Annotated in this window: 19 protein-coding genes; 9 read left to right on the forward strand and 10 right to left on the reverse strand. The window is 46.9% G+C overall.

What is annotated here, in order from left to right:
• Nucleotides 1–275 precede the first annotated feature (275 nt).
• The 3 genes from mngA to manA all read left to right on the forward strand — a co-directional run bounded on the left by mngA (nucleotide 276) and on the right by manA (nucleotide 6,580).
• Nucleotides 276–2,210, forward strand: coding sequence for a PTS 2-O-a-mannosyl-D-glycerate transporter subunit IIABC (gene mngA / locus BCT11_RS24150; RefSeq protein ID WP_102389497.1), 1,935 nt, complete (start codon nucleotides 276–278; stop codon nucleotides 2,208–2,210).
• Between the two features lie 421 nt (nucleotides 2,211–2,631).
• Nucleotides 2,632–5,271 carry a mannosylglycerate hydrolase gene (mngB, locus tag BCT11_RS24155; protein ID WP_102389469.1) on the forward strand — a complete coding sequence of 880 codons (2,640 nt, stop codon included), beginning with the start codon at nucleotides 2,632–2,634 and terminating at the stop codon, nucleotides 5,269–5,271.
• Between the two features lie 115 nt (nucleotides 5,272–5,386).
• Entirely contained in the window at nucleotides 5,387–6,580 is a 1,194-nt protein-coding gene (gene manA / locus BCT11_RS24160) for a mannose-6-phosphate isomerase, class I (protein WP_102389470.1), read from the forward strand.
• A gap of 237 nt (nucleotides 6,581–6,817) precedes the next feature.
• On the opposite strand, the gene BCT11_RS24165 is transcribed toward manA, so the two are convergent.
• Entirely contained in the window at nucleotides 6,818–7,204 is a 387-nt protein-coding gene (locus BCT11_RS24165; protein ID WP_102389471.1) for a heme-binding protein, read from the reverse strand.
• A 9-nt stretch (nucleotides 7,205–7,213) separates the two neighbouring features.
• Nucleotides 7,214–8,182: an aldo/keto reductase gene (locus BCT11_RS24170; protein WP_102389472.1), complete on the reverse strand. Its 969-nt coding sequence runs from the start codon at nucleotides 8,180–8,182 to the stop codon at nucleotides 7,214–7,216.
• A 128-nt stretch (nucleotides 8,183–8,310) separates the two neighbouring features.
• Here BCT11_RS24170 and BCT11_RS24175 point away from each other — a divergent pair, with 128 nt between their 5' ends.
• Nucleotides 8,311–9,186 carry a LysR family transcriptional regulator gene (locus BCT11_RS24175; RefSeq protein ID WP_102389473.1) on the forward strand — a complete coding sequence of 292 codons (876 nt, stop codon included), beginning with the start codon at nucleotides 8,311–8,313 and terminating at the stop codon, nucleotides 9,184–9,186.
• Nucleotides 9,187–9,195: 9 nt separating this feature from the next.
• Here BCT11_RS24175 and BCT11_RS24180 read toward each other — a convergent pair whose 3' ends face one another.
• Entirely contained in the window at nucleotides 9,196–10,968 is a 1,773-nt protein-coding gene (locus BCT11_RS24180) for an SgrR family transcriptional regulator (RefSeq protein ID WP_042605684.1), read from the reverse strand.
• 227 nt (nucleotides 10,969–11,195) lie between these two features.
• On the opposite strand from BCT11_RS24180, the gene BCT11_RS28550 reads away from it, so the two are divergent.
• The 4 genes from BCT11_RS28550 to BCT11_RS24195 all read left to right on the forward strand — a co-directional run bounded on the left by BCT11_RS28550 (nucleotide 11,196) and on the right by BCT11_RS24195 (nucleotide 13,412).
• Complete coding sequence (locus BCT11_RS28550; RefSeq protein ID WP_258070320.1) at nucleotides 11,196–11,327, forward strand: hypothetical protein; 132 nt, start codon at nucleotides 11,196–11,198, stop codon at nucleotides 11,325–11,327.
• 228 nt (nucleotides 11,328–11,555) lie between these two features.
• The gene (locus BCT11_RS24185) at nucleotides 11,556–11,897 is read left to right on the forward strand and encodes a winged helix-turn-helix domain-containing protein (protein WP_038865258.1); all 342 of its coding nucleotides are present in this window, start codon (nucleotides 11,556–11,558) and stop codon (nucleotides 11,895–11,897) included.
• A gap of 86 nt (nucleotides 11,898–11,983) precedes the next feature.
• A complete protein-coding gene (gene arsB, locus BCT11_RS24190) occupies nucleotides 11,984–13,039 on the forward strand; it encodes an ACR3 family arsenite efflux transporter (protein WP_102389474.1) in 1,056 nt (351 codons plus the stop codon).
• Nucleotides 13,040–13,193: 154 nt separating this feature from the next.
• Nucleotides 13,194–13,412 (forward strand): hypothetical protein, encoded by a 219-nt coding sequence (locus BCT11_RS24195; RefSeq protein ID WP_038875496.1) that lies wholly within the window; start codon nucleotides 13,194–13,196, stop codon nucleotides 13,410–13,412.
• A gap of 16 nt (nucleotides 13,413–13,428) precedes the next feature.
• Here the strand turns inward: BCT11_RS24195 and BCT11_RS24200 are convergent, their stop codons facing one another.
• Nucleotides 13,429–14,211 (reverse strand): helix-turn-helix transcriptional regulator, encoded by a 783-nt coding sequence (locus BCT11_RS24200; protein ID WP_102389475.1) that lies wholly within the window; start codon nucleotides 14,209–14,211, stop codon nucleotides 13,429–13,431.
• 37 nt (nucleotides 14,212–14,248) lie between these two features.
• Complete coding sequence (locus BCT11_RS24205; RefSeq protein ID WP_102389476.1) at nucleotides 14,249–14,782, reverse strand: YbhB/YbcL family Raf kinase inhibitor-like protein; 534 nt, start codon at nucleotides 14,780–14,782, stop codon at nucleotides 14,249–14,251.
• Nucleotides 14,783–14,971: 189 nt separating this feature from the next.
• Between BCT11_RS24205 and BCT11_RS24210 the strand changes: the two genes are divergently transcribed.
• Entirely contained in the window at nucleotides 14,972–15,763 is a 792-nt protein-coding gene (locus BCT11_RS24210) for a PhzF family phenazine biosynthesis protein (RefSeq protein ID WP_102389477.1), read from the forward strand.
• 99 nt (nucleotides 15,764–15,862) lie between these two features.
• Here BCT11_RS24210 and BCT11_RS24215 read toward each other — a convergent pair whose 3' ends face one another.
• The 5 genes from BCT11_RS24215 to BCT11_RS24240 form a co-directional block, all read right to left on the reverse strand.
• Nucleotides 15,863–16,225 (reverse strand): RidA family protein, encoded by a 363-nt coding sequence (locus BCT11_RS24215; RefSeq protein ID WP_005534602.1) that lies wholly within the window; start codon nucleotides 16,223–16,225, stop codon nucleotides 15,863–15,865.
• A gap of 14 nt (nucleotides 16,226–16,239) precedes the next feature.
• Nucleotides 16,240–17,286 (reverse strand): lactonase family protein, encoded by a 1,047-nt coding sequence (locus BCT11_RS24220; protein WP_102389478.1) that lies wholly within the window; start codon nucleotides 17,284–17,286, stop codon nucleotides 16,240–16,242.
• 79 nt (nucleotides 17,287–17,365) lie between these two features.
• A complete protein-coding gene (locus tag BCT11_RS24225) occupies nucleotides 17,366–19,819 on the reverse strand; it encodes a beta-N-acetylhexosaminidase (RefSeq protein WP_102389479.1) in 2,454 nt (817 codons plus the stop codon).
• A gap of 356 nt (nucleotides 19,820–20,175) precedes the next feature.
• Entirely contained in the window at nucleotides 20,176–20,805 is a 630-nt protein-coding gene (locus tag BCT11_RS24235) for a bifunctional 4-hydroxy-2-oxoglutarate aldolase/2-dehydro-3-deoxy-phosphogluconate aldolase (RefSeq protein ID WP_038882113.1), read from the reverse strand.
• A gap of 16 nt (nucleotides 20,806–20,821) precedes the next feature.
• A complete protein-coding gene (locus tag BCT11_RS24240; RefSeq protein WP_102389480.1) occupies nucleotides 20,822–21,766 on the reverse strand; it encodes a sugar kinase in 945 nt (314 codons plus the stop codon).
• Between the last annotated feature and the right edge of the window lie 43 nt (nucleotides 21,767–21,809).

Here is a 21,809-nt window from a genome sequence, read left to right on the forward strand (position 1 = left end):
TGAACTTGTTTGAGACAACTCAAGAACCGAGCACACTGGTGTGAACTATCATTGCAAGAAAGACTTGGTTTATGAGCTCTATAATACGAATTCAGGTCAACATGACAAGCACTTGTTCGCATATCGGCATACAAAAACAAACCAAAACAATACAACAATAATACATATTTTAATTCAACTGCGATCCTGATCACGGATCATTTGTATTTAAAAGGTATTATTCACATCATTGTTGAATGCACAACAATGTCGAATGTGACAATGGGACAAAAGTTATGAAATTAACCTCTCTTACAAACCCATCGCTGATAAACCTACAAACGACGTTCGAAAGTCGTGACGCAGCGATTCGTGCACTTGCCGACCAGCTAGACCAGCAAGGCAAACTGCATAACAAGGAAGAATACCTACAAGCAGTGTTTGCTCGTGAAGAGCAAGGCCCGACGGCGCTAGGCGAAGGCTTAGCAGTACCGCACGGTAAGACAGATGCAGTAAAAGAGGCGGCGTTTGCCGTAGCCACACTAAAACAAGACTTAAAGTGGCAAGGTCTGGATGAAGACGAAGACGTAAACCTGATCTTCCTAATCGCAATTCCAAATGCGGAAGCAGGTTCAACACACATGCACCTGTTGACCGAACTGACCACAACGCTAGTGGATGACGATGTTCGTGAGGCAGTGCTCAATGCTACAAATATAGAACAAATTTTCGCTTTGCTTGATGGTCAAGCAGAGCAAGAAGAAAAACAAGACCAATTAGATACAAATGCACCAACCATCGTTTGTGTGACCGCTTGCCCTGCAGGTATTGCGCACACCTACATGGCAGCAGAATACCTAGAAAAGACAGGTAAGAAGCTGGGTTACAACGTGCATGTTGAAAAGCAAGGCGCAAACGGCATTGAAGATCGCCTGACTGCTGAACAGCTCAACAGTGCAACAGCGGTCGTTTTCGCGGCTGAAGTGGCAATCAAAGAGTTAGAGCGTTTTGATGGTATTCCTCGTGTAGAAGTGCCAGTTGCTGAGCCAATCAAACACTCTGAGCGCATTCTTAACGAAGCGGTTGAAGCAGGTAAAGCAGGTCGAAGCGCTGGTGCTGCAGTTGCGACCAACAACAAACCTAAGAAGCTACCACTTAAAACTGAACTAAAACAAGCACTGCTATCAGGTATCTCTTACGCGGTTCCTCTTATCGTCGCTGGCGGTACCGTACTTGCTGTTGCCGTGCTATTGGCACAAATGTTCAACCTACAAGATTTGTATGCAGAAGAAGGCTCTTGGTTGTGGATGTACCGCAAACTAGGTGGTGGTCTACTGGGTACATTGATGGTTCCTGTACTGGCGGCATACACCGCTTACTCATTGGCAGATAAACCAGCGCTTGGCCCAGGCTTTGCCGCAGGTATTGCAGCGAACCTTATCGGCTCTGGCTTCCTTGGCGGTGTTGTCGGTGGCTTGATTGCTGGTTACGTCATGCGTTGGGTAAAAGAAAACGTACGTCTAAACCCAGCGTTCAACGGCTTCCTAACCTTCTACCTATACCCGGTTATCGGTACTTTGGTTGCTGGTTCATTGATGCTGTTCGTTATCGGTAAACCTGTTGCTTGGCTAAACCAAGGTTTGACGGACTGGCTAAACGGCATGTCTGGCACCAACGCCCTACTTCTAGGCGCAGTAATTGGTTTATTCGTATCATTCGACCTTGGTGGTCCAGTCAACAAAGCCGCTTACGCATTCTGTCTGGGTGCAATGGCAAACGGCGTTTACGGCCCATACGCTATCTTCGGTTCGGTGAAAATGGTCTCTGCGTTCACAGTAACGGCTTCAACCATGCTTGCGCCTCGCCTGTTTAAAGATTTTGAAATCGAGACGGGTAAATCAACTTGGTTGCTTGGTCTAGCGGGCATCACTGAAGGTGCGATTCCAATGGCTATCGAAGACCCAATCCGCGTTATTGGCTCATTCCTACTTGGCTCTGTCGTAACAGGCGCAATGGTGGGTGCTGCTGGCGTAGGTCTATCGACTCCGGGGGCTGGTATCTTCTCAATCTTCCTACTACACGATGCAGGTCTAGGCGCATTCACGGCTGCGGCAATCTGGTTTGGCGCTGCGCTGATTGGTGCAACTATCTCGACCATCACTCTCATCATGTGGCGAGCACACGCAGTAAAAAAGGGCAAATTTGTCACTGAGGCTGCCGCTCAACATTAATTCGAATTATTTATACCCAAGTAACTTCAAGCTGCTTGGTTCAGCGAGAATGACTTGGTTTGTAGACGCGGCGGCGATTTGAAGGTCTAGTGGGTCTAAATCAAAAATCGGCAACAAAGTATACATGCCAAGGCAACTCGCCCTTTGGGAGCGTGTCATTGACCCGATTTCTGCTTCAAACAATTTGGAAATAGAGAGCTATTACACTGCATTGTTTTCCTTGAACTCGAATCAATGACAACGCTCTGAATCCTGCAGTTTGAAATCACTTGGGTATATAGATTCGCTCAACACAAACTTTGGGCGTGGGATTTCTGCGCCCTAAATATTCGTCGGCAAGCATAAATGCCGCAAAAACGAATAGAAAACAATCAAATTTAAAACAAATTAACGGCAATTATTGCCTAAGACGGTAAAAGTTATGACTACATCTCGCGTTCATATTACTCCTCACATGCACTGGGATCGTGAATGGTACTTCACTACAGAAGAGTCTCGCATTCTACTAGTGAACAACATGGAAGAAATCATGACTCGTCTGGAAAACGATCCAGACTACAAATACTACGTTCTAGACGGTCAAACCGCAGTTCTGGAAGATTACTTCGCAATCAAGCCAGAAAACAAAGAGCGCGTACGTGAGCTAGCACAAGCTGGCAAACTGATTGTTGGCCCTTGGTACTCTCAAACGGATACAATGCAAGTATCTGGTGAATCTATCGTACGTAACATGCTTTACGGATTGCGCGACTGTCTAGCTCTAGGTGAGCCAATGAAGATTGGTTACCTACCAGATTCATTCTCTATGAGCTCTCAGCTGCCAGCTATCTACAAAGGTTTTGGCATCAATCGCGCTATGTTCTGGCGTGGTTGTTCAGAGCGTCACGGCACAGATAAAACCGAATTCTTGTGGCAATCAAACGATGGCAGCGAAGTCTCTGCGCAAGTACTGCCACTGGGCTACGCGATTGGTAAATACCTACCGCAAGACGAAGAAGGTCTGCGCGCACGTCTAGATAAATACTTCCCAGTGCTAGAAAAGCCGTCGGTAACCAAAGACATCTTACTACCAAACGGTCACGACCAAATGCCTATCCAAAAAGACATCTTCGAGGTGATGGATAAGCTACGTGAAATCTACCCAGACAAAGAATTCAAAATGAGCCGCTTTGAAGAAGTGTTCGAGCGTATTGAAGCCGAGCGCGATCAGCTTGATACCATCAAAGGCGAGTTCAACGACGGTAAATACATGCGTGTTCACCGTACTATTTCTTCAACACGTATGGACATCAAACTGATCCACGCAGAAGTAGAGAACAAGATCGTAAACATTCTTGAGCCATTAGCGTCTATCGCATGGACACTGGGCTTTGAATACCACCACGGTCTAATCGAGAAGATGTGGAAAGAGAGCATGAAGAACCACGCTCACGACTCGATTGGCTGCTGCTGTTCAGACAAGGTACACGCAGAGATCTTGAACCGTTACATCCTTGCGGACGATATGGCGACTAACCTGATCAACTTCTACAAACGTAAGATTGTTGACCACATGCCAGCACGCGAAGGTTGCGACAAGCTAGCACTATTCAACCTATCGCCATACGCTCGTGAAGAAGTGGTAAACACCACCATCACTATCCGTGCAGAACAGTTCAACCTGTTTGATGAAAACGGCACGCCAGTTGAGTACTTCATCCAAGATCAACGCGTGATCGACCCAGGTAAGATTGACCGTCAAATCGTTCACTACGGTAACTACGACCCGTTCATCGAATACGATATTCAAATCAAGCACACCGTGCCAGCGATGGGCTTCACTACCCTACACATTCAAGCGAATGAGAAAGGCACGCAAAAAGTGGCTGAGCAAAAAGAGTTCCTTCTTGAGAATGAATTCTACCGCATCAACGTAAACGCGAATGGCACTCTGAACATCTTCGACAAAGAGACAGAGCACCTTTACGAACAAGCGCTGCGCATTGAAGACGGCTCTGACGATGGCGACGAATACGACTACTCACCTTCTCGTAAAGAGTGGCTACTGTTCTCAGACGAATTCGATGCAGAAGTGAATGTGAAGCATGAAGGCTTCCAGTCTGTAGCAACCATCAAACTGCGCATGAACTTGCCTGAGAACCTACAACAACGTGAAGAGCGCACAGGTCAAAACGGTTACCTAGACGTGAACTGCCAAGTGGTTCTAAAACAAGGTACACGCCGTATTGAAGTTCGTATGGAGCTGGACAACCAAGCTGACGACCACCGCGTTCGCGTATTAGTACCAACACCGTTTGTGTCTGAAACCGTGGTAGCGGACAACCAGTTCGGTTTGATCACTCGTCCAACGAACGATCCAGAAATGGCGAACTGGGAAGCAGACGGCTGGAAAGAAGCACCAGTGCCAGTTTACCAGCTAATGAACTTTGCTGCGGTTGAGAACGCACAAGGTGGTATGGCACTGATGAGCAACGGTCTGCGTGAGTTTGAAGTGATTTCAAGCCAAGGCAATGAAGAGCGTGACACATTCGCCCTAACCCTTCTGCGTGGTATCGGCGTATTGGGTAAAGAAGAGTTGTTGCTTCGTCCGGGTCGTCCATCTGGTATCAAGATCCCGACGCCAGATTCACAAGTACGCGGCAAGATCGTTTGTGAGTTCGCACTGTTTGGTTTCGCGGGCAACCACATCGAAGCAAACGTAATGGCGGCAGCGCGTGACAACGTGACTCCAATCCAGTGCTACAACAAGATCCCTTACAACGCGATGAAGCTGAACGTAGGCGAGCAAAATTTACCGCTAACGCACAGCTTACTAAACAAATCGCTAGAAGGCGCAGTACTGAGCGTACTGAAGAAGGCGGAAGACGAGGATGCACTCATTCTGCGCGTCTACAACCCATCAGAGAGCGAAGTGATTAACGACACTGTGGCATTTACTGCAGAAGTAACGTCATGGAAAGAAACACAGCTAGACGAGAAAGTACTATCAAATGAGGTAGATACATCATCGTTCGGCGCGCTGAAACCGTGTCAGGTTAAGTCTTTCCAAGTGAAGTTCTAATCCGGTTCTCAGGGTAAGGTCATCAACTAGATAACCCGTCCAAACCGACTCAGGCTTGCTCTCATCGTGGAGCAAGCCTCTCCTCTTCTTTCGTTCCAATCAAGAGAATATCGCCATGCAACACGCTCTATTCAAACTGGACAATGTGATTCAAAACTACGCTTGGGGCAGCCACACCTCGATTCATGATTTATTCGGCATCGACAATCCAGCGAACGAGCCACAAGCAGAAATCTGGATGGGAGCTCATCCAAACGGCTGTTCAAAGCTTGCTGACACCAAACAACTGTTGTCAGAAGTCATCAACCAAAACAAAACGCAATCGCTGGGTGATTACACCGCTGCACGTTTTGGTGAACTACCATTCCTATTTAAAGTGCTTGCCGCTGAAACACCGCTTTCTATCCAAGTACACCCTAGTAAGCACAAAGCGGAAATTGGCTTCGCTCGTGAAAACGAACAAGGCATTCCACTTAATGCTGCCAACCGTAACTACAAAGATCCAAACCATAAACCGGAGTTGGTTTACGCGCTGACGTTTTACAAAGCGATGAACGGCTTCCGTCCAATTGAGCAGATCTTATCTCTGTTTGAGCAAGCGAACATCTCTGCTCTAGAGACAGAAATCAACGCACTGAAAACCACACCAAACAGTGAAGGTCTCAAAGTGTTCTTCTCAGCAATTATGTCGTTAGAAGGCGAACGCAAACAGCAGGCTTTGAATGAGCTTTACGCAAGCCTAGAGCGCCCTGCGAAAACCGCTATGGCACGAGAAGCTTACGGTTATATTCAAGACTTCCGTCAGCATTACGCGGACGATATTGGTCTGTTTTCGCCATTGATGTTGAACACGATTGAACTCGCTCCGGGCGAAGCGATGTTCCTCCATGCAGAAACGCCACACGCCTACGTCCAAGGAACAGGTTTGGAGATCATGGCGAACTCAGACAACGTGCTGCGCGCTGGCTTAACACCTAAGTACATCGACGTTCCTGAGCTTATCGACAACACCATCTTCAACGCGATTGACCCAGAACAAATCAAGCTCGCGCCCGTACATAAACAAGGCAAGCTTAGTTACCCAATTCCGGTGGATGATTTCGGTTTTGAAGTGATGGTCGTTGAAGGTACAGCAACCACTCAATTCGTGCGCAGCGCAGAGATTTTGTTTTGTATCGAAGGGGAAATCTCGGTTTCTAGCCAAGACGATCACATCACTTTGAAAGCGGGTGAATCGGTATTCGTCTGCAGTAACTCAGTGAAGTACGTTTGCCAAGGTCACGGAACCTTAGCTCGCGCCTTTAACTGATTGGCAAAATGAACTGACAGCTTATTGGATAGCGGCTTTCTGTTATCCAGTAAGCACGCTCCTAACCTAGGTTTGCGCTGATTTTGTCAGTGGTCAGCAATAACCACCTTGTCACGCTCCACTTCGATGACGCCTTTCGAAGGCGAGCAGGCATTTACCGTTGATATTCGTGGTCAACTCCATCATTTTGACCATCCCCACCAATGTCTAGCGAAGAGCATTGGTGGGATTTTTTGTTTACAGCGCTTTTAATACTTCCATCGCAAGCGCTTCATCGTCTTGCTCAGCCAAACCACTGATACCAATTGCACCGACGACTTTCCCTTCTTGTTCTACAGGTACTCCGCCCATAAAGCCAGTGATCTTTGGGTCAGTCCAATAACTCAACTGCTTACCTGTTTCACGAGCCCAAGCGCCCAAATTGCCACTAGGCTGACGGTCTCTAGCCGAGGTGTAGGCTTTATTTTGTGCCAACAAACCTGCTTGCACGCTCACATCATCCATTCGGGCAAAACCGAGCAATTCGCCATGCGTATCAACCACGGCAACCGCAATGTATTGCTTGCGAGTAGTGGCAATTTCCAATGCCGTTTGAATCAGAGTTTGAACTTGTACGTATTTCATTTTTCTCTCCTACGGGATCTCATGCCCAAGGGTTTTCTCGAACAAGCCATACCAATGGCTGCGCGACAGCGTGACGTTTTCCACTTGAGCACAAGCGCGAATACGTTGTGGGTTTGCAGTACCAATAACAGGCTGAATTTGGTTTGGATGACGCGTCAGGAAGGCTAAAACAATCGCCTCAGACGACACGCCATATTCAGCAGCCAACGCCATCACCATCTCCGCCGTCTGTCTAGTATTGTGATCATCAGAATGTAAGCCGCGCTCTGAGAATCTTCCCTGCGCCATACTGCCCCACGCTTGCAGTTGGATACTGTGCTTACGGGCATGCTCCAGTGTTCCTGCAACGTAGTCAGATGCAGACGAAGGAAGCCCCATGCCTTGCTTGATGAAGTCAGACTTAGCCAGACTCATTTCCAACTGGTTCGCCACAATAACTTCGCCCGTTGCCTGTTGGAGAAGATCAATTTGAGCACTGTTCATGTTAGAGACACCGAAGTGGTTAACTTTGCCAGCTTGTTTCAGGGCTTGTAGCGCTGTGCCCAGTTCTTCAAATTCAACCAAAGGATCCGGGCGATGCAGCATCAAAACATCAAGGTTTTCCACGCCAAGGCGATCAAGAATACCCTCAACAGAAGCCGTCACCCATTTAGCAGAGAAGTCATACTGCTTCACACCTTGCTCATCTCCTAGACGGATGCCGCACTTGGATTGCAGATACATTCGTTCTCGTAACGTTGAGTCATTGGCTAAGATGCGCCCAAACACTTCTTCTGCCTTACCGAATTTGTAGATATCCGCATGATCAAAGAGATTGATGCCCACCTCTAATGCTACCTCTACTGCGGCATAAGCTTGGTTTTCATCTTGGGCGGTTAATGAGTTGCGATTCCACTCCCCTCCGAGTCCCATACAGCCGAAAACCAAGCGGCTAACGTTAGGTAAGGTTTTGGCGAGCGGTAGTGTTGGATTGTTCATCGTTATTCTCACTTTTCCGATTTCTGCATTTTCAATTTCTTAAATTAACTCGAACCATCTTACCGTTCGTAAAAATTAGTTTAATACCGTAAAATCGAATTCATTATCCTCACTAGCGAACAATTAAGATGGCAGATTACAAAAGAATCGAAAAACTGATGCTGTTTGCCGAAGTGGCTCAAACACTCAATTTTTCTAGAGCAGCGGAGCAACTTGGCATTTCTAAAAGTTACCTGTCGGAACAAATCAAGCGATTGGAATCGGAACTCGCTACGCCTTTGATTGTTCGAACTACACGCAGCGTGAGATTGACGGCAGAAGGTGAATCGATCTTTGCGCAAGCGGAAGATCTCAAACGACGCGTAATGGAAATGGAAAAGAGTTTAAGTCAGCAATCTGAGCAAATAGACGGTCTGATTCGGCTTACCGCTCCCAAGATGTTTGCTGAAGCGGTGCTGCATGATTTATGCGTCGCGTTTCGCGCTCTACATCCAAACGTAGAGTTCGAGATCCTTTCTAGCTATCAAGCGTTTAATCTGACGGAAACCAGCGTCGACTTTGCGTTTAGAGCGACAAGAACGCCGCCCGAGAATATGATTGCGCATCACCTTTTGGACTACGACCACTGGCTGGTTGCCTCTCCTCAGTATCTGCAAGAAAAAGGCACGCCGGAGACGTTAGCGGATTTAAAACAGCATCAATGCTTAACCACACTGCATCAAAAAGAATGGCCTTTAAAAACAGGAACGGTTCAAACCCAAGGTTGGCTTTCAAGCAATGAAAACCGCTTACTCAAAGAATCAGCCCTGTCTGGCAATGGCGTTGCACGATTAGCAAGTTACTTTGTCGAGCAAGACGTTGATAATGGGCGACTTGTGCAGGTTCTATCGGAAGAAACTGACCACCAGCACAACGCAGTGTACTTAGTGTATCCGCAACTTATCTATCAATCAGCGAAAACCAAGGCCTTCATTGAATTCGTGAAGCAGCACTTTGCTAAATAACTAAGGCAGTTAATCCGCTGACCACACCGAACGAATATCTGGCCATCCCCAGTTAGTTAGTGCAACGTCTTCTAACACACCTTGGAAGCGCAAAGTTTGCGTATGGTGGAACATAGGTGCAATCCAGTATTCGCTGACGAGTGTGGAAGCAATAGGTTCGAGCGCTTTGAGGTAACCTTCTAGCGAGGTATACGCGCGCACTTTCTCTAATTGCTCATCCAACCAAGTCGCATTTTCTTCACCCAATGTGTGGTGCAACACGGTATTGCTAAAGAAGTTGGTAAACGCCGATGCATGACGGTTGTCATCCAAGTTGATGTTCGTCACCACCAAGGTTTCATCTAGCGTGCCGTTTTTGGCTTTTTCGCTTAGCTCTCGGTAGGAATACATCACAATGCCGACTTTGCTTCCCGTCCCTTCAAGTAGGTTAGCAATTGCACGCGCACATCGTCTCAATGCCGTGTAGTTGTACCCTGCGATGGTGATATGTTTAGGTAGCTTGCTTTCTTCACCAAACGGTCTTAGTACGGGCTTCCACGTTGGCAACATGTTGTAAGCAGGCACACTTCCAAACACGATCTTTTCCTTGCGCATCACATCAGCAAGGCGCTCCGGTTGAATCAACTCGGCGATGTAACGACGCTGCGCTTGAGACAGAGGATACTTTGCATGTTGATTGAACAAGGCGAACAAGCAACCGTCCTCGGTGCGACTGCGCTGACTCGCCGGAGCCACTTCCGCATCTTGTGTCGACATATAGTGCCCGCACATGCTGTCGGCAAGCTCGTCGTCCGCTTTCTCTACCTGTTTCGGCGGTGTATTTGCAGCTAGGGATGGGTTCTCCATTTTCTCATCATTGACGATCCAGATTGTCACCATGTCGGTCAGTACTCGACAGGCGTAATAGCCGTCAAAAGCTTGCAGTTTTAATCGATGAGCACTGTGTTCAATCACAGAGAAAGGACCACTGCCAACGACCAAATTGTTATTGGCAACGTTCACTTGGCTAACGGGTTGAATGCCGTACTTCACGCCAGAAATAAGCCCAGCAAAACCCAAATCTGGCTTGCTGAGGGTAAACACAACCTTGAGTGGGTTTGGCGCGGTAATGTTATCGACATGAGCTAACTCTTTCTCATACAACTCAAGAGAACTGAGCTTAGCAAACAGGCTAACAACGGTATCGGCATCAATCGGTGCACCATTGTGAAAGGTTAAGCCCGGGCGCAGGTAAAAAGTCCATTCGTAACTTTTCTCGTCATAACGCCAATGATGAGCAAGTTCTGGCTTCACCACTCCGTTGTAGTCACTGGATACCAAACAACAGTAGATTTGACGCAAGAAGAAGCGCTCACTGCTGCGGTGCAGTTGATGAGGAACAATACGCTCAAACATACGTTTGTAGGTGAGCTGAATGTTGAGTCGACCTTCTTGAACAGACGCCCCAGAAGTGGTTTTGAGCAAACGTCCAAACGCAGCTTCATCTTCATCGAGAATCGCCAACGCTTTTTCGTATTTACCCAGCTTGATTCGCTCCAGTGCGAGGCTTTCTTTTAACGCACTCAACTCGATGTTCAGCAATAACGTTGAACGCTGATTTCGTCCCGCTTTTGGCAGCCAACTCAACCATGCTTGCTCCTGCATTTGCGACAGTAAGCTGCGTGCATGGCGAGGAGAAGTGAACAACAAGTCAGCGACTTCCTGCAATGTGGTTTTGGCTTCACTCCCCACGCCAAAGGGAGTGAGTCGTTGGTAGTAGCGGAACAAGTTGAGATCAGACACCGCGCGCCCTCAAAAAGTGGATATAGGTTTATTTTACTCAACTTATCCGAGAGAAAATAAGAAAACTTCCAAACACTTTGTTCCCCTTTTTACCCCCACTAACACAAAAATCGGTGAGTTAGCGCACCTTCTGGGGCTAACTAGGAATAAACCACAGAAATCTACTCTCTTTTTCAGCTCCTCTTTTCTTCGCATACTGACCCTGTCAGCAACAAGGAGGAAACACTATGCGATTCCGAATTCGATCAGCGAAAGACATGCCTACGATGGCAACCTATTTCCGAGAGCGCGTTGCGCATTCGGACAACAAGCTTGAAGTAATGGCTCTGGTAACAATGAACGATTTCTTCAACTGGTAAACGAACCTTAAGCAGAACTTAGCTCCTGATACTACACCCCCACTTCGTTGTATCTTTAAGTTCTGCTTTTCTTTTTCCTCAAGCCAATGACCTAGCTTTGCAATTAAACCCCGCAAATTATTCATACTTGCCTTGCGTTTTTACTTAGTTTCGATTCTGTAGTTGCATCCTTAGCTCTTCAGGCGTACACTTTATCGTAATTCGACGATTAACTATTAAGGCCAGCGAATGAGTGATAAGTGCAACGACACGTGCGAAGTTGTTTTTCAGACAACACAACAACAGCTCGAGAAAGAACAAACTCTAGCAGCACAAGCAAAAGCTTTGTCACATCCAGCACGTTTGCGCATTCTGCATATCCTGCACACTCTCGATACCATGGGCGGTTGTTTGAACAGTGATTTGGTTTCTGAACTGGGTCTTGCACAATCTACTGTTTCCGAGCACTTGCGTATTCTCAAGCAAGCAGGCTTTATCAGCGCGGAGCCAAACCCACCTAAGGTTTGTTACCGCATTCAACGCGACGCGTTTGATAAGTTCAATCTAGGATTTTCCAAGTTATTTGATTAATTGACTTTGCACACTGGTCAGGTGTGCAGAGATAAACTATACCTTTAACTATCGCCTTTCGACGATAAACGAATAAAGAGACCACTATGACTACTCAAGTTTTAAATAGTGCCAGCAACAAAATGAGCTTCCTCGATCGTTATTTAACGGTTTGGATTTTTGTGGCAATGGCAATCGGTGTAGGTATTGGCGCTGCTTTTCCGCAGGTTGCTGAATGGAATGAATCAATGTCAGTGGGCAGCACAAACATCCCACTAGCGATTGGTTTGATTTTAATGATGTACCCGCCTCTGGCAAAAGTAAATTACAACCTATTAGGTACCGTCACTAAAGACAGAAAAGCGATCACGCTGTCTTTGGTCATGAACTGGATTGTCGGCCCTATTTTGATGTTCATCCTTGCATTGACTTTCCTAGGTGATCATCCGGGTTACATGGTTGGTATCATTCTGATCGGTCTTGCTCGTTGTATTGCGATGGTATTGGTATGGAACGATATCGGTGGCGGTAACAAAGAATACGGCGCAGCCCTAGTTGCACTAAACAGCGCTTTCCAAATCGTGACTTACAGTGTGATGGCATGGTTGTTCATCACTGTATTGCCACCAGTCTTTGGTTACGAAGGTTTCGTGGTTGATATCTCGATGATGGACATCGCGGAAAGCGTTCTTATTTACCTTGGTATTCCATTCCTAGCGGGCTTCCTGAGCCGCAAATGGCTGGTCGCTGCGAAAGGTGAGCAATGGTACAACGACGTGTTCATCCCACGCATTTCACCAATTACGCTTATCGCCCTGCTTGCGACCATCGTACTGATGTTCAGCTTGAAAGGTGAGATGATTCTTGAACTGCCAATGGATGTATTCCGTGTAGCAATTCCACTGGCTATCTACTTTGTGTTGATGTTCTTTGTCAGCTTCTTCGTTGGTAAGAAAATGGGCATCGACTACGACAAAAACGCATCGATTGCTTTCACGGCAACAGGCAACAACTTTGAATTGGCAATTGCGGTTTCTATCGCGGTGTTTGGCCTAAATTCAGACCAAGCTTTTGCTGGTGTCATTGGTCCACTGATCGAAGTGCCTGTATTGATTGCTTTGGTGAACGTCGCGCTCAAAATGAAAAAGAAATACTACAAATAACCAAAGGTTATAGTGACTTGAAAGCGCCCGTCGTTAAAGCGACGGGCGCTTTTTGTTTTCCATGCTAGGCATGATGAGATCAACAAAATCCAATTTGCTAACTCAAAGTTTTGAACAATGTTTTAAATTAGAAATTCATATAGGAGTTTGAGTAATGAATTTAGAATATAAAAAACTGAAGTGGCATGCTGTTCTCAAGCTTTCACAACAGACGATTAAGTGTCTAGAAGAAGAAGACAGCACAACTTTGACCGATGTCGACAAAGTGCGCGCGAACGTTCATGCAGCAGAACTACTGCAACAACTCTTGTCCGATCTTGCGATTGCGGATTCTAAGTCTTCGAGCACATTAAGCTCAGTGAAACGCGCTTAGTTTTATTCAGGACACATTAATTGACGACCACCGTTTTGATGTAATCACTCGGTGTTAGGCCGAATTTACCTTTAAAGCGCTGGCTAAAACGCCCTTCAGATTGATATCCACATAATTGCGCCAGCATCGCCACGCTGTAGTGACCGTTTTGCATTAAGTGCAGCGCATGATTTAAGCGCACTTCCGCCAGCACTTCCCGATACTGAGTGCCCTCTTGCTTGAGCTTGCGAATCATGGTCGCACGGCTCATGGCAAAACGTTCAGCCACCAGCTCTAATGGGTGTTCCTCTCCCGGAGAATACGACAAATAACGGCTCAGCTTCTGGCTGAATGTTGTGTTCGCACTCGCAAACAAGTGATGCAACACACCACGCTCAGCAAGTTGTTGATACAACCCCATTACCCAGAAGGTTTGGGTCTCTTTGCTCATGGTTTGTTGGTCAAACGAGAACAAAGCATTGAGCGTGTCTTCCAAGGCTTTATCGGCTTCTAATGTCGGCTTTTCTTCACCCTTATCAATGCTTGCACTCAGTTCAAGCATTGCTTCTGACGGCAAGCAATGAAAGCTGAACATTCTAGAGAGAAACTTACCTTTTTGCGGTAAGTTCTCAAAACTCAATGATGCAGAAGCCTCACAAAGCAGCAGCTCAGAATTGGAAAGATCCAGCGCCGATTCTTTCCAGAAAAGACGCTTACTGCCCGTGATGATCTGAATGATACTTGGGGAATGGATCTTCACATTACGCAGCTTCTGTAACTGCTCGGCACGAAACAACGTGACTCGATATTGATGGCTCATCTATTCCCCTCGTTTTTTATCATCTATCTATTACGGCTTAACGTGTGTACGTCGCCGTCAGTTTTACTTTGTCTAGTGCCATGCTGTTAAGCGTAAAACCAACCACAGCAGCTGGTGTGTTTTCATCTAGGTTTAGTTTCTCGGTTGGCAATGCCCAAACCGTGAATTGGTAGCGGTGCATGCCATCTGCTTCTGGTGGGCAAACGCCACCAAAACCAACTGTTCCGTAGTCAATACGTGACTCTTTACCGCCCAATTTTTCAATGTTCACTGCGCGTGGCAGTTCGCTAACTGAAGCTGGAATGTTAAACGCAACCCAGTGCCAGAAACCACTGCCAGTAGGTGCATCAGGGTCATAAGCCGTGATTGCAAAGCTCTTTGTTCCTGCTGGCGCATCCTTCCACATCAATTGTGGGGATTGGTTACCACCATTACAGCCCCAGCTGTTGTATTCGAAGGTCTTCGCCATAGGATGACCTTCTTGAATGTCTTTACTGGTTAATTCAAATGCTTGCGCTGAACCAACCGCCAATAAGCTTAATGCCAAAACCGATGTAGTGATTGCTTTCATGATGATGCTCCTATTTCTTAAGTTCGGCATAAGTGTATGCCCAAAAAGAAACAGCAGCCCACCATTAAGTATCAATAGCATTCATTTTAAGCTAATCAGTGATACTTTTCGTAATATTTTTAAATTTGCGCTTATCTACGAACTATTTGGTTTATGCTCATTAGCTCAAAAGCAAACAAGGAAGCTCAAATGGAACTGGATATCTACGTGGTGGACGCCTTCACCGATACGCAATTCAAAGGCAACTCTGCAGCGGTGGTGCCGTTAGAGGAATGGCTTGCTCCAGAGTTGATGCAAAGTATCGCGACAGAAAACAATTTATCGGAAACGGCCTTTCTAAAATCCATTGGCGCAAACCAATATGAGATTCGTTGGTTCTCTCCTATAACTGAAATCGACTTTTGTGGACACGCCACACTGGCCTCGTCGTTAGTGCTGTTTGATGAGCTTGGCATTAGTGGCACGATTGAGTTTCATACTCTGGAAGTAGGAACCCTCACCGTGGAGAAGAATGCGCAAAGTAAGATCGAGATGACGTTCCCCACTCGTCCTCCAAAAGCCGTTTCTGATATTCCCTCGGCATTAATTGAAGGCTTAAGTTGCGATGTGGAACGCGTACTGCTTAGCCCTCAAGCGTACTTCGTGGTGGTCGACAGCCAACAGGAGGTACTTGATGTTCAGTACCGTTCGGAGCACCTCAAGACACTCGCTCCTTACGATGTGGTCGTTACTGCGAAAGGCGATCAACAAGACTTTGTATCGCGTTACTTTTGGCCTGCAAATGGTGGCGATGAAGACCCCGTAACCGGCTCGATTCACGCTGGATTAGCACCGTTCTGGGCAGAAGAATTAGGCAAAACATCACTGGTCGCTTACCAAGCTTCCCAGCGCGGAGGTATTCTTCATTGCGGAGTTATTGGCGAACAAGTAAGAGTATCTGGCGACGGCGTGCTCTACATGAAAGGCAAGATTTTTGTGTAGACCTTTAGTTTGTCTTTAGCATTAGCCCAATAAAACAAAGCCCAGCGTTATTGAACTATATAACGCTGGACTTGATGGTTTGAGTAGAGTGATGTCGAACTACTGGAACTTCTCACCCGCAGCAGCAACGAACGCCATTTCTACCAACAGTTCAGGATTTGCCAGTTCAACTTTGACACAAGCACGGCTTGGTGCGCAGCCCTCAGGGAACCACGCATCCCATACTTCGTTAAGGGCATCGAAGTTAGCAAAATCTGTCACGTAAATCGTCACAGATAAGATGCGCGACTTATCGCTATCAACACTGGCTAGCATTTGCTCGGCTTGGTCGAAAATCTGTTGTACTTGTCCTTTCATATCTGCAGTTGTATCTGCTTCTGCCACCTCAACAAAGTTGGCAATACCGTTGAATACCGTTACATCAGACCAACGTTTACATGGATTAATACGATGAATTGTCATGTTATTTCTCTTAATTACTGCTTCTCAACCAAACACACAGGCGCACCGATGTCGCACGAATATCCGGTTGGAGTGATAACGCCAGTTTCCGGATTCCTATGGAAGCTAGCGACATTATTCGAATGTTGATTGGCAACGAGCATCCACTGCCCGTCACAGGATATAACAAAATCTCTTGGAAACGCGCCGCCACAATCGGACGCGGCAATTTGAACCGGAGTATTACTCGTTACATCAAATGTACTGATCAGATTTTGCGCGCGGCATGAGACATAGACAAAGCGCTCATCCACGGAGAGACGAATAGCAGACGCCGCTTCTTTGTTCTCTTCATCGGCTAGCAGCTTCACTTGCTGAGTCAGATTCCATTGCCCGCTTTGCTTGTGAAGTACCACCAGCGTTTCGGACAGTTCGCAAACAACGTAGGCGACAGACTCATCACGATTGAAGACCAAATGACGAGGCCCAGAACCAGCAGGCATAGCGATGCTTTGAGAAAGTGAAAACTTAACTGTTTCACCATCATTGCCGTAGTCATAGAAATGAACACAGTCTGTGCCTAAATCGACCACAGCCAATTGAGCGGAGTGTTTTAAAAAAGTGACTTGATGCGCATGAGGTGAAGTTTGACGATCAATATTCGGCCCATTGCCTTCTACATACAATTCTGCAATGGATTTCAAAGGCTTGCCTTGCTCATCAAGTTGGTAAACACTTACATTGCCGGAACCGTAGTTTGCAACAGCGAGTAACGGTTCTTTAATATCGATATGGCAAGGGTAATCACCTTCAATTGGCAATCCATAGCTGTCTGTTTTTTCAGCAAATATCAGCTCTACACCTTCCAAGCGATTGACTTCATTAAAGGTATATAAACCCTCTCCTTTGAGCGCAAGGTAAGAAGGGTTACGAACCGTTTTCACCGCTTCTGGAACATGTTCATTGGTGAGCGTTAATGCGCCAGTAGCAGTATCGAGAGAAACACACGCAATGCCCTGACTTTGGCTTGGTGAATCGGTATAGGTGCCTACATAAAAATGTAAGTGACCATTTACTATCATGGGAAACCTTTAGGAGATAAAAGAGTGCTTAACCGATAAGATGCCGCCTGCGTTACCAGACGGCAATCCCTTTTAGTTATCAATCGGTTAAAGTGTGAAGCAACTGCTCGGTTGGTACGACGATGGCGACAATCGTTTCATCAAAAATAATCGCATTTTCATTGATGGTGCGTTGATACGCTTCAGCGTCAGATTGGCTAATGTCACTGCCCTGCTTGGCGAGCTCAATCAAGGTTAAACCTAAATCGGCAACTTTGATTGCGGCTTCTGCAGCCGGCACTGTTTCTGCTGAGGCCACGTTCGACGCGAAAATAGGTTTGGCTTGCTGCGCTGCTAACTTAACGCTTTGATAATGCATCGCCAACGCATCCAATGCTGCTGTATCACCTTGAGCATAAGCCGCGACCAAATCTTGCATCTCATACACTGCTAGGCTTTCTACTGGCAGTGCATCCGCAAAGCGGTTTAATCGCTCATACTGATTGTATAAATCACCTTCAATTGGCGTAGAGATCCATTTCTCCCAATGACGAGCGTAGTATTGAGCAGGTTCGATGTACTGCGCAAATGTTTGTAGCGGCGTTTCGTCCGCACCATTAGCAAGACGTTTTAGCATCATATTGGCATCGGCGTGATGGCGTAGACCAAGCGAAACCTCAGACCATGTATCCATCACCTTCATGCGTTTGTACATGCTGCGCTCATCGGTCAGCTCCTGACTCGACCATAGACGCTCAGCAATCGCGTAGCTTCTAGGCCATAAGCGTTGCTCGATGGTCATTGAATCGAGGTTCTCACCCCAGATGGTGATTTCTCCACCTAAAATTAACTGTTGTTCTTTCTCGGTCAGTTCAGCCGGATAGCCGCCATTCGGCTTAGGAATGACACTCCCTGCCATGTCGCTGCTCGCGACCAATTCTCCAGTCGCAGGCCAACGAACATTGCCAATCAATTGGTAACTGGTGTCTTTCAACTTGCCATCCGCGAAGTCATAGTTGAATTCGGTGTAAGACATAAAGTTATCGAAGTGCCCTTTAAACTTCACACCCGGCACGTACTCGATGATGAACACCTCTTCGCGAGACTTACCGTTGTAATCGGTAAACGCACGGTAGCTACCGTCTGTCGCTTCTATAATGGTTAGATTACCTGTACGTGGACCACCTTTGTTGCGTGGTTTCACCCAGTCATAAGTCGCGAATTTCTCACCTTGATGAAGTTGATCATCAACCGTGATTCCTTTCGGCATTGGATCATTGCGGTAGTGGTAACTGGTTGGTTGTGGCTGGTCTAGGTAATAGCCTGTTGAGAGAATACCTTGGTAGCCCTCTTTTGCTGCTCTACCGATACTGTCGTGCCCTTGCCAACTTTGAATCACAATCGAGGTTGGAAGGTCTTTGTGCCAGATTTCATCCCAACCTGTCATCTTCTTGCCACGTGCTTCCAGCATCTGTTCAACCTTGGTGTTCAGATACGATTGCAGACCACGCTCTCCATCCAGATTGTTGTCTTTGATGAATTGCTGAATCTTCGGGTTGTCTTTCCACTGTTGGTAATTTGGTTCATCCCCGCCGATATGGAAGTACTCATCTGGGAAGAGCTCAACCACTTCGTCAAACACGCTCGCCAGCATCTTGTAGAGTTCAGGATTGGTCGGGTCCATTAGCGGCTCAAACACACCCCAGCCACGTTGGTGCGGATAAGATTGCTCACCCATACCAGACATTAATTCAGGGTAAGCGTGCGCCACTGCCGAAGCATGTCCCGGCAAAGAAATTTCAGGGATAACTCGAATCCCAAGGTTACGCGCGTAATTCACCACATAACGGATTTCATCTTTGGTGTAGTAATCACCATCTGCGGTGTTTTGCCAAAGCTTTTGGTAATTATCGAGCTGGATACGAATCGCTTGGTCATCCCAAATATGCCAATGGAAGACGTTCATTTTTGCTGATGCCATTGCATCGAGTTGACGAAGAATCACATCAAGTTCGATAAAGTGACGGGAAGTATCATAAGAAACACCACGCCAAGGAAAGCGAGGTTCATCTTGAATCGACACCGCAGGCACAGAGTAGCTAGTCGCGTCCGTAGTCACCAACTGCAAGAAGGTTTCTAAACCATGGAAAGCACCGTAAGGGCGTTCGGAGCGAATGATGATCTGACCATTACGCGATTCAAGTTGGTACGATTCATCACTGTTAATGTCTTGCACCTCTGACTTGGGCGCATTACGAATATCAATCACCAAGGTCGCGTCTTTTTCCGACTCGGCATGCCAGTTCAACATCGGTAAGCCGGTTTGGCGATATAGACGGTCCATGGTGCGCTTAGCGTTGAACTGCACGCGCGGTGAATCGTAGCCTTTGATGTAAATGCTGAAGGATTTATCCAGTGTGATTTTACCCTGCCCCAACTCTACATTTTGTGGGTAAGGCATTAGGTTAAGATCGGTGTTGGGAGTCATCGCCATTGCTGCCGTTGGAATTGTGATTAAGCCTGAAATGAGTAGTGCTAATGTACCTTTGTTCATCCGCGCCATCCTGTCGTTACTAGGGTCTGTTGATCTTTCGCGGTTAAATTTTGTTCGAGATAAAATCGTTTTAGGCGCGGCAAGGAGTGTGCCGCCTAGTCATTCTAAGCAAATACTCCTTAACAAAGCATAAAACGATTTTAGCCGAACCCTTTGGGCAGCGTTTGTTGGTCATTTCTACTGCGTTATCGACTTCTCATGTAGGCTAGCTACATAGCAAAGTCTCTGCCTTGTATAAATATCCAACAATTCGCTGCAAAAATCAGCTCGAAAGTTCAACAGACCCTATACTTGTTCAACCCAAGTCACGCTATTTAATGGGGTCTGGTGACTTGGGTAAAAGAGCTCAGTTTGAGTTACGCAACCAGCTCTACTGCTTCACGAACCAGCTTGCCAATTTCGTCCCATTGTTCGTTTTCAATTAAGCTCGGTGCCACCATCCAAGTACCACCGCAACAAACCACACGGTCGATGGCTAGGTAATCATTGACGTTGCTTTTACCGATACCGCCTGTCGGCATCAGACTCACATCAACATAAGGTGCGAGTAGTGACTTCACCATCGCGATACCGCCGCTCGCTTCCGCCGGGAAGAATTTGAGGAAGTTCAAACCCAGCTCGAGTGCTTGTTCAACCTGACTTGGGTTATTGACGCCCGGTACGATTGGCATATTGATTTCTTGGCAGCGACGCACGGTATTGGGGTTCAACCCCGGCGCAACAATAAACTCTGCACCCGCGTCTTTTGCTTGGGTAATCTGCTCTGGCGTCAGTACCGTGCCAGCACCGATGCACATTTGCGGATAAGCATCACGCATGGCTTTAATCGCATCGGCAGCGGCTTCTGTTCGAAACGTCACTTCCGCGACTGGCAGACCGTTTTCTACTAACACTTTCGCCAATGGAATCGCGTGCTCAACCTTATTGATTTGGATAACAGGAATAACTTTAAATTGCTGAAGTTGCTTAATCATTGCTTGGGACATAATACGTTCTCGGAAATTATCGAATTAGATTAGTCATGGCGTCGTTTGGAATGATCGCGCCAGGATATTGAATAACAGTTGCTGCTAGTGCGTGACCGAGTTGGGCAGACTGCTCACAGCTTTGCCCGGTCAATCGACCTGCAAGGTAACCAGCAGCAAAAGAGTCGCCAGCGGCACAGGTGTCGATTACTTTGACAACCTTTTCTGCAGCTACGTAAGCGGTTTGCTTGTCATCACCATGCGACCAAACCAATTTGCAAGGCTCACAGCCACGTTTAATCACGATTTCTTGACAACCAAAGCGAAGGCAGCGCTGCTCGGCACTTTCCTCTTCACCCCATACCAAGACATCATCGTCTTCAGTGATAAGCGCAATGTCGACTAAAGGCAGAATTTGGCTGTACCAATGCTTTGCCTCTTGTGCAGACCAAAGTTGAGGACGGAAGTTATTATCAAAGATAACCTTGCCTCCACCTTGTGAGAACTGACTTAACGCCTTTTTAAGCCTTACTTTACTATCGTCATTTAATATCGCAATGCTAATACCACTTAGGTAGAGGTAATCCAGCTCTCGGTTCGCAATCGCGGCTTCTAATTTGTTGAGTGAAGAGGTAGAGAAGTAACTTTTAACGGCTGCGCTGTCACGCCAATAAAGAAAGCTGCGTTCGCCCTCTTGGTCGGTCTGCACCATGTACAAACCCAGTAGTTGAGCTGGGAAGATCTCGACAAGGTCAGTCGCAATGCCCTCTTGTTGCCAGTTTTCCAGAAGTTCTTGAGAAAGTACGTCTTCCCCAAGACCGGTAGCGTAAGACACTTGGACTGGTTGCTGAGCCGTCAGTCGAGAGAGGTAAAGTGCGGTATTGAGCGTGTCGCCACCAAAGCCTTTTCGAATTGGGTCGCCACTCAGTTCAATCATGCATTCGCCAAAGAAAGCAATTTTAGTCTGGGATGAATCGGTCATCGTTCACCTACTTTGGATAGATTTAGAATGGTGGCTCGGGGGA

The sequence above is a fragment of the Vibrio sp. 10N.222.52.B12 genome (assembly GCF_002875385.1).
GTDB classification, from domain to species: Bacteria; Pseudomonadota; Gammaproteobacteria; order Enterobacterales; family Vibrionaceae; genus Vibrio; species Vibrio jasicida.